Genomic DNA, 16184 nt, shown 5'->3' with positions numbered 1-16184 from the left:
TATCTAGACAAAACTGGGGGACCTAGCCGGCGGCGGTCAGGAACTGCTTGAGCAGCGGCCCGGACGTGGTGGCTCCGAGGCCGCCGTCCTCGACGAACACGGCCACCGCCATGTCACCGTGGACGGCCACAATCCAGGCGTGCGTCTTGGGCGGGTTCTCCTTGCCGAACTCCGCCGTGCCGGTCTTGGCGCCCACCGACGCGCCCGGAACGGTGGACAGGAAACCCGCGTGGCCGGACGTGACTACAGCCCGCATCATGTCGGACAGCGCCGCGGCCTCGGCGGCGGTGATGGGCTGGCCGGACGCCTTGGACGGTGCCTCCGGCGTAACGGTCGACGACGGCGACGCGCCCTCCGCGGTCGTCTCGTCGGAGGTGTCTGCCGCGGCAGCCCCGGCGTCGGGGTTCAGGACCAGCTGCGGTGAGACGGGGGATCCCTTGCCCACGGAACCGGCCATGATGGCCGCTGCCAGCGGGGACAGGAGCACCTTGCCCTGGCCGATCATCGAGGCGGCATGTTCGGTGCCCGCCGCGTCGCCCGGAACGGACCCCAGGAAGGCCGCGGCGCCCAGCGCGGGGGCCTCCACCGCCACGCCCATGGCGACGGCAGCAGCCTCGAGCTGGGCCTGAGTGACTGTGTCGCGCGCAGCGATGAACGCCGTGTTGCACGAGTGGGCAAAGGCATCGCGGAGTGCCACGGACCCCAGAGACGTTTCCGGGTAACCTTCCGCGTTCTTGAACGTCCGGCCGTCCACGGTAAGGGTGGGTGTGCATTCCACCTTCGAATCGGGCGTCAGGCCGTTGCGGAGCATGGCAAGCGAATCGACGATCTTGAAGGTTGACCCGGGCGCGTACTGGCCCAGCATGGCCGTGTTGTAGCCGTTGCTTCCCGGGCCTGAGGCCGCGGCGAGAACGGCCCCCGTGGAGGGGCGGAGCGCCACGATGGCCGACGCCGGACCTACACCGGCAAGGGTGCTCTCGGCGAGTGACTGGAGGTTCGGATCAAGGGTGGTTTTCAGCGGCGTGCCCGGTGTCGGGGCCATCTCGAAGACCACCCTGCGGGGATCCGTTCCGGCGGCCTGGATCTGTTCGCGGGTCAGGTCGGCCCGCTGGGCACGGATCACCACGGCGTCTGTGCCGCGGAGCTGCGCGTCGTACTGCTGCTGGAGCCCGCCGATGCCAGTCACGTCGCCGGCGGTCAGGACGCCGTCGGACGCCTCGATCTGCTCGGCCGTGGCCTCGCCGACGGTGCCGAGGACTGCCCTTGCGAATGTGCGGCTGGGTGCCAGCGGCTGGGCTTCCGGGATGGCGCGGGCACCGGGAATGGCCGTGATCTGCGCGTCCGTGACGGTGCGGCCCTCATCACGGAGAGTGATGGCCCGGACGAACGCCTCGGCGCCGGAGGCCGCAACCTGTTGGGCGTAGGCGGCGGGATCCACGCCCACCAGTTCGGCCAGTTTGGTGGCTGACGTGGCGGCGTCCGCGGATCCCAGAAGCAGTCTGTCGATCCCCACGTTGACCACGGGACGGTACGTGACCAGCTTCGCGTCACCTGCGCCCAGGATGTCGGCGCGTTGCGGCGACTGGGTGCCCTTGCTGAGGATTTCGTTGTCGGCGAGTCCGGGGAGCAGAGCTGCCGGGTTCCAGACCGCGAACCATTTGTCCCCTGACTTCGTGAACTCTGCGGAGACCGTGTATTTCCACTCGCCGGTGCCGATTTTCCAGGTGTAGTCCAGCGGGACGGTTGCAGTGTCGCCGTCCAGGGTGAGCTCGCCGGTCGCCACTGTGGGCTTGTCCGGCTCCAGGGCCTTGAAAACGTCCTGGACCTGTTGCTTGGCCACCCGGGAGTCCTTGCCATCAAAGGCGACCGAGCCGACGTCGAGCGTGGAAAGAGCGGACGCAAACTGCTTGGCCGCGCTTTCGGCACCCCCTCTGCCGTCGTCGCAGGCAACCAAGGAGGCGCCGAGGATGAGTCCAGCTATGGCAAGCGATAGTTTCTTTGAGTTCCCCACGGCGCTATTATGCCCCGATTTGGAACGCGCTTGCTGTCACCCATCCCGCGCGAACGGACACTTGGCGCCCCAATGATTTGCGCGAAAGGACACTTGAGGACCGCTGCCAGGGGCTTAAGTGTCCATTCGCGCCGGGATAGAGGCGGGGTTCAGAGGCCGAGCGAAGGGACCCCAAGACCAAATATGTCCTTAAGGGCATGTTTCGCGGCGAAGAACCCTGGCATGCCCGTTACCCCAGGGCCGGGCGGCGTAGAGGAGGAACAGAGATACACGCCGGGCACCGGCGTCCGCCATGGAACGCTGGAAACCACAGGGCGCTGGATAAGTCCGCGCACATCCATGATGCCGGCACTGAAGTCCCCGCCCACGTAGTTCCGGTTGTAGCTGGCCAGTTCCGCCGCAGTAGTCACCCGGGCCTGCATCACCACATCCCGGAACCCGGGCGCGAAGCGCTCCAGCTGCGCGGTGACGGCCTCGCCCATGTCGCGGGTTGATCCGGCAGGCACATGGCAGTATGCCCACAGGATCTGCCGGCCGGCCGGCGCCCGGCCCGTGTCGAACCGTGATGGCTGGGCCACCAGGACGTAAGGGCGTTCCGGGTGTTTCCCGGCGGATACTTCGTTCTCGGCACGGGCAAGTTCAGCACGCGTGCCGCCGACGTGCACCGTTCCGGCGTCCCCCAGTTCCTTTGCTGCCCACGGAACGGGTCCGGACAGGATGAAGTCCACTTTGCAGGAACCATTCCCATAGCGGAACCCCTCCAGGGCTTGCCGGTACCTGGCCGGGAGGCTGTCGCCTGCAATGTTCAGCAGGCCCCGTGGGGCCACGTCCAGCAGAGTGGCCCGCGCGCCGCGGAGTTGTTGGAGGCTCTCGATCGTCGCCCCCGTATGGATCACCCCGCCGTGGGCACGGATGTCGGCCTCCAGCGCGGCCGCAATGGAGGCCGATCCGCCCAGCGGAATCGGCCAGCCTTGGGCGTGAGCCAGTGCGGTGAGCATGAGCCCGGCGCCTGCAGAGGCCAGCGAGGGCAGCTGCGAAACCGCATGGGCGGCCACGCCGCTGAGCAGTGCGGGCGCAAGGTCCTCGTGGAACCGCGCGTTCCACAGCCGCGATCCCTGCTCCAGTGTCCGCAGCCCGAAAAGCGCCGCCGCCAGGGGATCCCGGGGGATCCTCATCAGCTGGTGCTGCGTCAGATCCATCACGCCGTCAATGCGGTCAACCAGCGGGCCAAGAAGCCGGCGGTAGGCGTCGCCGTCCCGGCCCAGGCCTTGGACCGTCCGTTCGAGGCTGTGATATCCGAGGGCCGCCCGTCCGCCGTCGAGCGGTGATCCGAATGAAAGCTCCGGGACCACCAGGTCTATCCGGCGTGCCAGCTCGAAGTCGCGGAAGAAGGGTGATGCCAGCGCCATGGGATGCACGGCCGAGCAGATGTCATGGAGGTGCCCCGGCTGCATCAGTTCGGCGGTGCGGGTACCGCCTCCGATGGTGTCCGCCGCCTCGTGGACTTCGACGGAGAGGCCGGCGCGCGCCATTACGGCGGCTGCAGCCAGACCGTTGGGTCCGGACCCGACGACGGCGACGTCAGGCATGGTGTTTCGCCCGCCAAGGGAGCACCGCGTGCGAGGGATGGCGGGGGCTGAACCGCAACCAGTCCGGGAGCCCGTCGAACGGCCCTCCCTGTGGATCATCGAGGCGATGGCGGCGGACGGGATCGTAGTCCGGATCGTAGATGTCCCATACAACCCGAAACATCAAATATGCCGTTGCAAGCATATGTGCTGCCACGGCCAGGACGTAGTAGGGCATGTCAATATTGTGCTGGGTCGGGCCCTGGCTGGCCACCTGGCCCAGGTACATCCAGACGGCTGCCCAGTGCAGGCCTTCAACGCCCTGCCAAATGAGAAAATCCCGCCACCGCGGCCGGGCCAGCGCCAACAGCGGGATGAGCCACAGGACATGCTGTGGCGAATAGACCTTGCTGGTCAGGACAAAAGCACCCACGATGAGGAACGCCAACTGGGCCAGCCGCGGCCGGCGTGCTGCTGTCAGCGCCACCGCGGCAATCATGGTGCAGGCCAGCAGGAACACAGCCAGGGCCAGCCAGTTGATGGTTGCGGGATCCAGCACCGGCCAGCGCAGGCGCCGGGCCACCAGGTTGTACGCGAACCATAACGACCCGTAGCCGGCTTCCCTCGTCTCGGTGAACCTGAAGAAGTACCCCCAGCCGGACGGGTTGGAGACCGCAACAGGCACGTTAATGGCCAGCCAGGCCGCGGCGCCGGCAACGGCCGTAACCACGAACGCGCGGATCCGCCCGGTCCGCAGGGCCAGCAGCAGAACGGCTCCGAGAATCAGGGCGGCATAGGGCTTCGTCGCTGAGGCGAGGCCGATCAGGGTGCCGGCGAGGACCAGCCTTTCCCGCGAAAAACACAGCATCCCCAGCGCCAACAACGCCACGGCCCACATGTCCCAGTTGATGGTTCCGGCCAGCACGATGCCAGGTGCCAGCGCCACCATGGCCGCATCCCAGGGGCGCCGCTGTGAGATCCGGGCCGTAGCCAGCACGGTGATAATCCATACGGCTGCAACCAGAGTGGCATTAACGTCGAAGTAGCCAAGAATCCGCGCGTCACTGATGCCCTGGCCCGGGACCATCCAGGCAGTCACCCCGGCAATGAGTCCCATCAGGACGGGGTCTTCAAAGAGAGATCCCGGGCTCAGGACCGGGAACGTGCCGTCCCCCAGGCCTCGGTTGCGGAAGAATTCCGGGAAGTCGGAATAGCACGTGGAATAGAACTGGCCGGGGCTCGACCAGCCATTGGCCCGGCAGTAGCCCTTGATGGCGAGGCTGGCCAGCGCCGCCACGACGGTCAAGATGATCAGGACACGTTCCACGGTAAAAACGCCGGGGGAGACGAGGCCGGGCGCCGACCGGGCACCCATCGGCCCGCCGATCAGTTCCGTGAAGTTCTTCAGCAGCAGGTCGCTGCGGCTCGGAACAACCAAGCGGGCGCGCCGTGGGTGCGCCGGTGGCTTCGTCTCCTGCATGTCTGAGAGCTTACCCGGGACGCTGCCCCGCCGGACCGGACTTGATATCCGGCACTAGCCTTCAGTTCATACCGCCCATCTGCTGGTGCAACAGGACGAAAACCTCTTCGCGCCGCCGGTCCAGGAGCTGCCCGTTGAATTCCCGGCGGCCATCCCGGAAAGGACGATCATTCCGGACAGGCCGCCGCAGGGAGAACAATGCTTTCTTGATTCTCTTGATCATGGTGGTCACCTCCTTTCGGCGTAAAATTGGGCATGACAATTAAGGCCATTTAGTGCCAGAGCAATAACGGCATAATTAGGCAGGGAAATGCCCGGTATTTATGAATTGTTCGCAAATGCGAAGAAGGACCCTACTTGCAGCGGCGGGTGCAGACCCCAACAAAGAAGCTGAGTTCCGAACTATGGGGATGCCGCGTCGCCGCGAGGACCAGCCCTGAAGCTGCGCCGACAGGAGACTTCCAGCAGGCGTCGCCTAGAGCGAGCCACTAGCGCGAGCCATCCGAGAAGGAAGTGGCCTGGATATACCTCGTTGCAAGTGACGCCGCCGCGGGGGCGTCATCAGTTGCAAGAAGGTTAGGAGGCAGACACTCCGTTAAGACGGCGCGCAAAAGCAGCAGAGGCCGGGTTCGCGGTGATGGTCATCTTCCATCCGCTAGTCAAAGTAATCATTTTTCCCAACCTCCTTTTCCGTTATTCCGCCGCCTCGGCTGACTAGCCGGACAACGCGCGCCGCGACCCCGGCAAAGACGCTCTGGGGTCAGGAATAAAATTACCCTACGAATAGAGCAATGCGCCACTTAATTAGCAAAGTTTTTCAAGAAAGTTTATGAATGCGCCGTTAGAGTCCCCAGCGGACAATGGCCGGTGTCCGCTTATCCCAGCCGAGCGTGCAGACTTTCGCGGTTCCCAGGATGAAATGGCGGCCTTCGGCGGGCGGCAGTTCCAGCCAGCGCGCGGTGAGGATCCGGGAGAAGTGCCCGTGCGCCACGATCAGCACGTTGTCCAGGCCGGATTCCAGCACACTGGCCACAATCTTGTCGGCGCGGGCTGCCACTTCGTCCAGGGTCTCGCCGTTGGGCACACCATGCGTCCAGATCAGGTAATCCGGGTTGTCCTTGCGGATCAGGTCCGAACTGATGCCCTCATAGTCGCCGTAGTTCCATTCCACTGCCAGCGGCTCATGCTGCGCGTCAGGGTAACCTGCCAGTTCGGCGGTGCGCCGCGCGCGGCGCAGTGGGGACGTCAGGACCAGGTCGAAGTCCACCTGGTCCAGCACCTTTCGGGCCTCCACGGCCTGCTGCTCGCCTTCCACGGTCAGGGGCAGGTCGGTGAGCCCGGTGTATTGCCCGCTCTTGGACCACTCGGTCTCGCCGTGGCGCAGGATCCAGAGCTGGGGGCGGGGCGCGGTCATCGGGTTAATCATTTGGACTCCTCGTTCGGGGAAAGTTCGACGGCGGCGGGAGGCTCTGCTGCTTCCGGAACCGGGGGTGCTGCCTCGGGCTGCTCCGCCCACCAGGCGAGCAGCCTCGCTTCGGCATCGTCCGGTTGAAGGGGTCCGTGTTCCATCCGTTCCTCCAGCAGGAATTTGTAGGCACGGCCCACCACGGGACCAGGCTTGAGGTTCAGGATGGCCATGATTTTGGCGCCGTCCAGATCGGGCCGGACCGCGTCCAGAGACTCCTGCTCGCGCAAAACGGCGATCCGGTCTTCCAGGTCGTCGTAGGCGAAGGCGAGCCGTTCGGCCTTCCGCTGGTTGCGGGTGGTGACGTCAGAGCGGGTCAGCCGGTGCAGCCGTTCCAGGAGATGGCCGGCGTCCGTAACGTAGCGGCGGACGGCCGAATCACTCCACCCGGCGTCACCGTAACCGTAGAAACGCATGTGCAGCTCCACCAGCCGGGCCACGGCCTTGATGGTGTCGTTGTCGAAGCGGAGAGTCTTCATCCGCTTTGCCGTGAGCTTGGATCCCACCATGTCGTGGTGCCGGAAGCTGACCGCGCCGCCCGGTTCGAAGCGCCGCGTAGCCGGCTTGCCGACGTCGTGCATCAGTGCTGCGAACCGCAGCACAAAGTCGGGAGCCGGCAACGCGCCGTCGGCGTCCGTTTCCAGGGCAGCGGCCTGTTCCAGGACCTGAAGGGAGTGCTGGTAGACATCCTTGTGGCGGTGGTGCTCGTCAGATTCCAGCCGCAGGGCGGACACCTCAGGCAGCACGAACTCGGCGAGGCCGGTTTCCACGAGCAGGTCCACACCGACTCGGGGGTGGGCACCGCAGATGAGTTTGACCAACTCATCACGGACCCGTTCAGCCGAGATGATCTTGATCCGCTCGGCCATCTGGCTCATGGCAAGCCGCACGTCGTCGTGCACGGAGATGCCCAGCTGCGATGCGAACCGGGCGGCGCGCATCATACGGAGGGGATCATCGGAGAAGGAGGCCTCGGGTGAAGCGGGCGTTGCCAGGACGGCGGCGTTGAGATCCCGGACGCCGCCGAACGGATCAATGAGTTCAAGCGACGGGAGCCGCAGGGCCATGGCGTTGATCGTGAAATCGCGGCGCAGGAGATCGTCGGTCAGGGAGGTGCCGAAGGCCACCACGGGCTTGCGCGACTCCGGATCGTAAGCATCGGCCCGGTACGTGGTGATCTCGATCTGGAAGCCGGCCTTCCGCATCCCGATCGTCCCGAAGGCCCGGCCGATCTCCCAGAAGTTGTCCGCCCACTTTTTGATCAGGGCAACTGTCTGGCTCGGCGTGGCGTCCGTGGTGAAGTCCAGGTCCGGCGAGGCGCGTCCCAGGAAGAGATCCCGTACCGGACCGCCCACCAGGGACAGCTCGTGGCCGGCGTCGACAAAGCGCTGCCCGAGCTCCAGGACCACCGGGTCAACCTGGAAATCGACGGTGTTGGAATCAATCTTGTGATGTGCGTGCGCCATAGTTACTTAAGCTTGTCAGAAACCAGCGGCTTGGCAGGCCAAAATCTCCTCAAGATCGCTCCTATTCGCCTGCAGCCCCTCAAAGTGCGTCATACGCAGTCCACTTTGATGTCATGTTCCGGTAATCATGATCGGACAAGAGTCGTTAGAGTGGACTCCATGGCCCATCCCGTACCGAGCGCTCCCGGCAGGAGGACAAACGCACCGTTGCCGTCGGCAATTGGTGCCCACGTCGCGCCTGCCTTGCACTCGGCCCCGGCCTCGCTTCCCACGGTGGAGGAAATTTCCGCCGGCGGCGTTGTGGTGGACACGTCCGACGGCGAACTAAGGGTTGCGATCATTGCCCGCCTTAACAGGGGCGGACGGCTGGAGTGGTGCCTTCCCAAGGGCCATCCGGAAGGCAAGGAAGACAACGAGCAGGCAGCAGTGCGCGAGATTGCCGAGGAAACCGGCATCGAGGGCGACATCCTGGCCCCGCTCGGCAGCATCGACTACTGGTTCACTGTCAGCGGGCACCGCGTCCACAAAACCGTCCACCACTACCTGCTGCGCGCCACCGGCGGCGAACTCACCATCGAAAACGATCCGGACCACGAAGCCGTGGACGTCGCATGGGTCCCCATCAAGGAACTCGCACGGAAGCTCTCGTTCCCCAACGAGCGGCGCATCGCGGATCTGGCCCGGGACGTCCTGCCAGAACACCTCTAAGGCCGTCTCCGCCGAAGCTGCGTATATGCCTATACAGGCATATAGCCTGTCCGTTGCGGTACAAACAGCGTCCGGGTGAGACGATGAACTCGATGTCAGCTACCAATCCCCCCTCCGACAAAGCCGGCCCCGCCGCCCCGAGCGGAACAGCGAGTGAAACCCGGTCCAGCGCCATCATGGCTGCTGGCACCCTGGTGTCCCGGTTCCTGGGCTTCGGCAAGACCTGGATGCTGGGTGCCGCGCTGGGCCTCGGCTCCACGGTTAACGACACGTTCATCAATGCCAACAACCTGCCCAACCTGATCTTCCTGCTGGTGGCCGGTGGTGTGTTCAACGCCGTCCTGGTCCCGCAGATCATCAAAGCGAGCAAGGCCCCGGACAGGGGAGCGGACTACATCAGCCGGCTGCTGACGCTGGCCGTGCTCCTACTGCTGGGCCTCACCGCGCTGGTCACGCTCGCTGCTCCGTGGGTCATCGAATTGACCACCCAGGGTTATTCGCCGCAGCAGAAGGCCCTGGCAGTCGCGTTCGCCTTCTGGTGCCTGCCCCAGATCTTCTTCTACGGCCTCTACGCGCTGCTGACACAGGTCCTCAACGCCAATGGTGCGTTCGGGCCTGCCATGTGGGCCCCCATCATGAACAACCTGGTGGCCATTGGCGGCCTGGGCATGTTCATCTGGATCTTCGGCGAGAACCGCATGAACCCGCACACGCTGGACAACTGGGGCCCGTCCCAGACCCTGCTTGTGGCCGGCTTCTCAACCATAGGCGTGGTGGCCCAGACAGCCATCCTGCTGATCCCGGTGATCCGCCTGCGGCTGGGTCTCCGGCCCCGGTTTGGCTGGCGCGGAGTAGGCCTTGGCCAGGCCGCTAGGCTGAGCGTTTGGACGCTCCTGACGGCCGCCGTGGGGCAGTTGGCGTTCCTGTATGTCATGCGCATCGCCACAATTCCCGGTGCTGAGCGCCTCCGGCTGAAGGAAGCGGGGGATCCGGCGGCCGAGATGCTGCCCGGTAACGCAGTCCTGGAGGTGGCCAGCCAGCTGTACCTGCTGCCGCACTCCATCATTGCGCTCTCGCTCGCCACTGTCCTGTTTAACCGGATGACCCGCGCTTCGCAGGATGGCAACCGCGCGGAACTCCGCGACGCCCTCTCGCACGGCCTCCGCACGATGGCGGTGGCCACCGTCTTTGGCGCGCTGGCACTCTTCGCGCTGGCGGGCCCGCTTGGCATGTTCTTTTCCGGTGGTCCGCGCCAGGACGGCGTCATGCTGGCCCAGACGCTCACCATCCTCGCTCTCAGCACCCCGTTCATGAGCGCCAACTTCATGATGTCGCGGGTCTTCTACGCCAATGAGGACGCCCGCACGCCGTTCCATATCCAACTGCTGCTTGCCGTGGTCTATGTGGCCGGTGCCTTCGGGATCCAGTTCCTGCCGGTGGGCCAGATCATCTACGCAATCGCCCTCCTGTATATGGTGGGCAATATACTTTCGGTGGTCATCAGCGCCTATTTCCTGCGCCGGCTCCTGGGCCACCTCGACGGGCCGCGGATCGCCAACTCCTACATCCGGATGGGTTATGCAGCGCTCGGTTCTGCGATGGCGGGCGCTGGTGCCCTGTGGCTGATGGGCAGCTACAGCGCCGACGGCTTCGCCTGGAAGGACCGGCTCGCCGCCCTGGTGACCGTTATCGTCGTCGGACCCATCATGCTGGTTGCCTATGTCTTCCTGCTGAAGGTCTTCCACGTCGCCGAGCTCCGGGACCTCATGCGCCCCCTGTTGGGACGGCTGGGACGCGGCACGGGACGGTCCGGCGGCGGGGGAACGCCGTCGTCGGCTGCGGGTGCCGACGTTTCCGGAACGGAACGTCCGACGCCGGAACGCGCCACGGTCGCGGTGGACACCGGCCTGATTCCCCGGATTTCCGGCGAATTCGACGCCGCCTCCTTCCGCGCAGGACCCGTACCGGAGCGCCAGGCAGCGCCTACGGCGCCAGCTGATGGCGCACAAGGGGAAACTGAAGCAGTGTCTAGCGGGGGCACTGAAACCGCCGCGGGATACCTTCCCGCAGAGGACGTGCCCGGCACAGCGCGGGGCGGGCTGCTGCGCGACGAGATTCCCCTTCCCGGCCGGCGCACGTTCCAGGGCCAGGCCGGACAGAACCCCCATTTCAGGCCACGCCGGCCTCGAAAAAAGTGATCTTCTCGCGGTTTTTGGTTGCCTGTCGACCACGGCGGTCCTAGCCGATCGGCTAGGATCGACAGTGAACAGGGGTAGTTGCAGGCAAGCGCAGACCGGCTCGCCGGCTGGCTTTTAGCCTGTTTCTGACCGGCGGTGGCATCATCTACGCCGGCATTCCCGGACAGTCTAGGAGGAACAAGTGTCCCACCCGATCGACGTTGGATCAGTACTCGGCGGCCGCTACAAGGTCACAGCCACGGTATTGACCTCACACGACCAGGATCTGGTGCTGGACGGGGTGGACCAGGTTCTCAACCGACCGGTCAGCATTCTGGTCGCCGGCCCGGACAACACCGAACAGGTGGCCCAGAGCGCCCGCGAGGTGGCTACTGGTGAGCGCCCGGGTAACGTCCAGGTCCTGGACCTTGGGGTCACTGAGGCCACCACGTACCTCATCACCAACCACACGTCCGCGGCAGACCTGTTGGACCTCGTGGTCGCTTCCGACGCACCTTACGTCGAGCCGTTCTTCACGGATACCCTGGGCAGCGAAATTTTCGGCCAGGTGCGTTCACACGAACCGGAACCGTACGACGACGAAGAGAACGTCGACGCCGGATATATCAACTATTCGGACAATCACCCCAGCCAGGTTGACCCATTCCGGTCCGCCGCACCGCTTGCTCCGCCGCTTGTACCCCCGGTTGTTCCGGCCCGTCCGCCGCTCCGCCCGGCGGTCCTTCCGGCGTCGGGCCCTGCTAAGGCCGGGGCCGTTAGAGCAGGCGCCGCCGCTGCTGGCGCCACTGCCGCACATCAGCACGTCACTGCGCCGCAACCGGTGCAGGCTGCGGAGAACCGGCCAGTTTCCGGACCGGCCGAGCCCAAGGCAGGTGCCGGATCCGATTCGCCCAAGGTCTCCCTGTGGTCTGAGGACGACTATTCCAACGGCTCCCAGGACGCATCCTACGACGAACCCGTGGTCTCCCGAGCGCCGGAACACTCCGATCGCGCAGCGGGCGCCTTCCCGTCGGTTGCCCGGAAAGTGTCTCCGGCGGCCGCAGTACCGCCTTCCGGCGGGACGGATGACTATTACGATGACGACGAGCCCGAGCGTGAGCCCCGCTCGATGCGCTGGCTGGTTGGCGGGCTGCTCGCCGTGATGTTGATTGCCGGGCTGGTCTTTGCGGTCACAAACCTGGGCAGTCTATTCAAATCTGGCCCCCAGGCCGCCCCAACCTCCAATTCGACGGGCTCCACCCAGCCAAACTCCGGGTCGGCTTCCCCTAACCCGAGCTCCGCACCGCCGGCGGCACCGCCTGCCATCGACAGCATCACCCGCCAGGGGGATTTTGACTTCGCAGGCACCTACGACGTGGATCTTGTGAAGGCGTTTGACGGCAACGCAGCCAGCTACTGGTCAGACATGGAATTTGCCACCGAGGGCTGGGGCGGCCTCGCAACCGATGGCGTGCCCTTGTTCGTCAAGCTGAAGAATCCGGCGAAGGTTTCATCCATCACCCTGACTCAGCTCGGGGCCTCGGGCGGCAATCTCAGTGTCTTCACCAATGACCGTCCGTCATTGGACGGAGCCAAGCTGGTGGGGACCAACAGCTTCACGTCAACAGATCTGACCATGCCGCTGGCCGAGCCGGTGGAGGCACAGTACGTGATCGTGTCCATCAAGACGCTTCCCAAGCTGGCCGCCCCGAAGACCCGCTATGGCTTTGGCATCCGCCTGGCGGAGATCAAGATCCAGTAGGACCACACCTGCGTCGTTCCCGTTGAGCCGCGTCTGTTCTGCCCGGAGTATTGCTCCGAAGTATCAGACGCGGCTCAGCTGTTTTCAGACGGTAATCTGGAAGGGCGTCCCGTCCACATGACGGGGCTATGACCGCTGATGGTTCCTCCGTTCGCGCGACGCCCGGAATATTCACCACCTAGATTCAGTTGTGCCATGTGGCCGGCCGCAAAAGCCGGCGCATCGACTAAGGAAGAGGTTCACCGTTCAGTGAGCAACGCAGAAAACACCGCGTCCGAAGTACGTGATGTCATCATCGTCGGCTCGGGCCCGGCCGGGTACACGGCCGCTGTCTACACGGCGCGCGCCAACCTGAAGCCCTTGCTTCTGGCCGGATCAGTTACCGCCGGCGGCGAACTGATGAACACCACCGACGTCGAAAACTACCCTGGCTTCCCCGAAGGCATCATGGGGCCGGACCTCATGGAGAACTTCGAGAAGCAGGCAGCGCGGTTCGGAACGGAAATCCAGTTCGAGGACGTCACAGCACTGGACCTCAACGGCGACATCAAGACTGTCACCATCGGTACCGGCGAGACCTTCCGTGCGCGGGCCATCATCCTGTCCACCGGATCCGCTTACCGTGAGTTGGGCCTCCCGAACGAAAAGCGCCTCTCCGGCCACGGCGTGAGCTGGTGTGCAACCTGCGATGGTTTCTTTTTCAAGGACCAGGACATTGCGGTCATCGGCGGAGGAGACTCGGCCATGGAAGAAGCCCTCTTCCTGACCAAATTCGCCAAGTCCGTCACCGTTGTGCACCGCCGCGACACACTCAAAGCTTCCAAGATCATGGCGGACCGTGCTCTGGCCCACGACAAGATTTCGTTCATCTGGAACAGCTCCGTTGACGACGTCATCGGATCGGACAAAGTCACCGGGCTCAAGATCAAGAACCTGAAGGACGGCACCGTGTCCGACCTCGCCGTCACCGGCGTCTTCGTCGCCATCGGAAACGACCCCCGCACCGACCTGGTCAAGGACTCCCTGGAGATCACGGCGGCCGGTACCATCGCCGTCGAGGGCCGGAGTTCCAAGACCAGCATCCCTGGCGTCTTCGCCGCCGGCGATGTTGTTGATCCCACCTACCGTCAGGCCATCACGGCCTCCGGTTCCGGATGTGTTGCCGCGATCGACGTGGAACACTACCTCGCAGACCTTCACGCGTAAATCCGCGTACCCGCCGTTCGAAGAGAGAGACAAGGTTATGAGCAACGCTAAAGACGTAACAGATGCAAGTTTTGCTGCGGACGTACTGTCCGCCGACAAGCCAGTAATTGTGGACTTCTGGGCTGAATGGTGCGGCCCCTGCCGCAAGCTGGGACCCATCCTCGACGAGATCTCGGTCGAATACAGCGAGAAGGTTAGTGTCGTCAAGCTCAACGTCGACGACAACCCCGCCATCGCCGCCGAGTACGGAATCACGTCCATCCCCGCCGTTTACCTCTTCCAGGACGGCCAGGTGAAGAGCACTGTTATCGGCGCGAGGCCGAAGCAGTTCTTCGAAAAGGAATTTGCGGACGTCCTTTCCTAATCAGGTAGGGGACTTCGGTCCCATGTGACCAGTGACACCGTCCTGTGGCCACTGCTTCCATGAAGCGGTGGCCACGGGCCTTTAAGACCTGGCCCGTGGAAGCACAACCACATTGCATCAACCGTCAATTGTTTCCTAACTTCACTGATTGCTCAGAGTCGCTCCAGGAGACCCAGTACAGGGATGAGTGTCTTATCAATGAGGGAGAGTGGGCTGTAAATTCCGGTCAGACGTCCCCGGCGCCATCCTAGAGTTCGCCTTTCCGGATTCGGATTGTTGTTTCACGTGAAACATTGGCGATCGCGAAACATGGATTCATGCGAACATCGACGATTCGCCAAGCCATGCGGCGTACGGTGTGGCCATGCTCGCCGGACGGACTAAATTTCTTCGGCGTCAGTGCATGCTGATCCTTACATCCGAGTGCCCTTGCCGCACGACAATGCCGCAGCGATTCAGTTCGACATACTTGAACTCAGCTGAGTTCAGTTCGGCTCACGACGGTAAATCAATCAACCCAGGCTTCCACTTTCGTGACGGTCACACTCTGCGCACTGATGCGTACCCCGCACTATGTTTCACGTGAAACACGGCCGAAGCCTGCGTGAGTCTGCTCCCTTCAGTCCTATTGGCCTGCCCGACGGCATTTGGAGCCAGTCCTCAAGGATCTGGTTCACGCGATGTCGCCGTATTGCGTCCCGTCCATTCGCTGAGGAGAATACCCGCGGCGCACTCAGAGATTGGATCGAACTCTGAGCAGCGAATGCCAATTAGATTAGGTGGCCTAGTGGCCTTGACGCCCCATTTCACCTTGCGGAGGACAATATGGAACCGGAGCATCAGACTACCGGAAGCACCCTGACCAGGCCGGCGTTCCAGCCTCGCTGGCCGTCCATGGTCTAAATCAAACGCCGATTCTCGCAGTTGACGCCTAGAAGATCACGGCTCCAAGGGTGTGGTCAGAGTCAACGCCGGTGGTTGGAGGAATCGGGGCTGGTCGGGGGAGTCGTCGCTGGACGGGGGCAGCCAAGGAACGCCGGGGACGCCAGGTGACCGTTATGACGCTAGGATCCGAGCAATTGGAATAGATCCCCGACATCAAATGGCACCGTCCCCTCGTAACTGACTGGCCACTCTCGAAAACGACTTCCTGATCGAAAATGCGCACAAGTCTCATCGCCAAACCACAGCACGTCGGTATCCTGCCGCGACGGTATCCAGTTCAGTGCCAGCCTGACCAGTTTCAACAGTCCAGTCTTGTCCACAGCATGTCGACGACACAGCAGCGCGCAACTCAAGATTCAGCGACCCCCGGGAGCATACTCACACAGCGTTGGGAACCCGCCAGCACAGACAAGGTGCCTGCGGACGAATTCGAGACCGTCGGCCTGGAGACTCACTATGCCCTTCCGCCGATACCTGCAGCCTCGGGTGGTAATTCAGGGGCCGTACGGATAGGGCACGCGCAGCGCATTCAGTCTGTACTCGCTGCGCTGGTGGGTCCATCGGGATCGTCGTTCGTATTGTCCGAGATGTCCATTGATGCCGATGGCCCGAATGGGAAGCACATGCGGAGATTGTCCAAGCCCGATATTGCCCTCGGCCGCAGCCCACGCCGGTCTCGACACCCACTTGTTGGGGCCGCACCCCTTCACAACGCCGTGGTCGTCTCAGCGGGCCCATGCCAAGAGACGGGCCATACCAGAAGACCTCATGCGCGCCACGGGTGCGGGCCGGCAAAGACGGCACGAGGACACGGATGTTCTTCTACGCCGGACTGTTTCACGTGAAACAGTCCCGCCCCGGCGACGGCTTCGCGGATGGCAAGACCTCGAGCGTACTGTTTCACGTGTAACAAACTGAGCGAAATCTCCGACCAAGCTTCCCGGGATGGATGCTAAGGACGCCGGCTTCGCATGTGCTCGATGCTATCTTCTGAGGCCAACTGCCAACTGGCCGCATCCCCACGTCAACCTG

11 protein-coding genes are annotated in these 16184 nt (G+C 63.9%); 5 read left to right on the top strand and 6 right to left on the bottom strand.

What is annotated here, in order from left to right:
* Nucleotides 1-22 precede the first annotated feature (22 nt).
* The 6 genes from NG697_RS17750 to NG697_RS17725 all read right to left on the bottom strand — a co-directional run bounded on the left by NG697_RS17750 (nt 23) and on the right by NG697_RS17725 (nt 7990).
* Nucleotides 23-2011, bottom strand: coding sequence for a penicillin-binding transpeptidase domain-containing protein (locus NG697_RS17750; RefSeq protein WP_252614805.1), 1989 nt, complete (start codon nt 2009-2011; stop codon nt 23-25).
* 149 nt (nt 2012-2160) lie between these two features.
* Nucleotides 2161-3600 (bottom strand): phytoene desaturase family protein, encoded by a 1440-nt coding sequence (locus NG697_RS17745; RefSeq protein WP_252611296.1) that lies wholly within the window; start codon nt 3598-3600, stop codon nt 2161-2163.
* On the bottom strand, nt 3593-5059 hold the full coding sequence (locus tag NG697_RS17740) for a glycosyltransferase family 87 protein (protein WP_252614803.1): 1467 nt from the start codon (nt 5057-5059) through the stop codon (nt 3593-3595). The genes NG697_RS17745 and NG697_RS17740 overlap by 8 nt, the downstream gene beginning before the upstream one ends.
* Nucleotides 5060-5120: 61 nt before the next feature.
* On the bottom strand, nt 5121-5282 hold the full coding sequence (locus tag NG697_RS17735) for a hypothetical protein (protein WP_252611300.1): 162 nt from the start codon (nt 5280-5282) through the stop codon (nt 5121-5123).
* Between the two features lie 618 nt (nt 5283-5900).
* Entirely contained in the window at nt 5901-6485 is a 585-nt protein-coding gene (locus NG697_RS17730; RefSeq protein WP_252600859.1) for a histidine phosphatase family protein, read from the bottom strand.
* Nucleotides 6482-7990 (bottom strand): CCA tRNA nucleotidyltransferase, encoded by a 1509-nt coding sequence (locus NG697_RS17725; RefSeq protein ID WP_252600862.1) that lies wholly within the window; start codon nt 7988-7990, stop codon nt 6482-6484. Before NG697_RS17725 ends, NG697_RS17730 begins: the two co-directional genes overlap by 4 nt.
* A 159-nt stretch (nt 7991-8149) precedes the next feature.
* Between NG697_RS17725 and NG697_RS17720 the strand changes: the two genes are divergently transcribed.
* From NG697_RS17720 to trxA, 5 genes are all read left to right on the top strand, one after another.
* A complete protein-coding gene (locus tag NG697_RS17720; RefSeq protein ID WP_246848665.1) occupies nt 8150-8698 on the top strand; it encodes an NUDIX hydrolase in 549 nt (182 codons plus the stop codon).
* 92 nt (nt 8699-8790) lie between these two features.
* A complete protein-coding gene (murJ, locus tag NG697_RS17715) occupies nt 8791-10896 on the top strand; it encodes a murein biosynthesis integral membrane protein MurJ (protein WP_252614802.1) in 2106 nt (701 codons plus the stop codon).
* Between the two features lie 181 nt (nt 10897-11077).
* A complete protein-coding gene (locus NG697_RS17710; RefSeq protein ID WP_252614801.1) occupies nt 11078-12637 on the top strand; it encodes a protein kinase family protein in 1560 nt (519 codons plus the stop codon).
* Nucleotides 12638-12886: 249 nt separating this feature from the next.
* The gene (trxB, locus tag NG697_RS17705; protein WP_252600871.1) at nt 12887-13843 is read left to right on the top strand and encodes a thioredoxin-disulfide reductase; all 957 of its coding nucleotides are present in this window, start codon (nt 12887-12889) and stop codon (nt 13841-13843) included.
* A gap of 37 nt (nt 13844-13880) precedes the next feature.
* Entirely contained in the window at nt 13881-14207 is a 327-nt protein-coding gene (trxA, locus tag NG697_RS17700) for a thioredoxin (RefSeq protein WP_252600874.1), read from the top strand.
* Nucleotides 14208-16184 lie beyond the last annotated feature (1977 nt).

The organism is Pseudarthrobacter raffinosi (genome assembly GCF_023913835.1).
Lineage (GTDB): Bacteria > Actinomycetota > Actinomycetes > Actinomycetales > Micrococcaceae > Arthrobacter > Arthrobacter raffinosi.
This window is presented reverse-complemented; position numbering and strand designations above follow the sequence as displayed.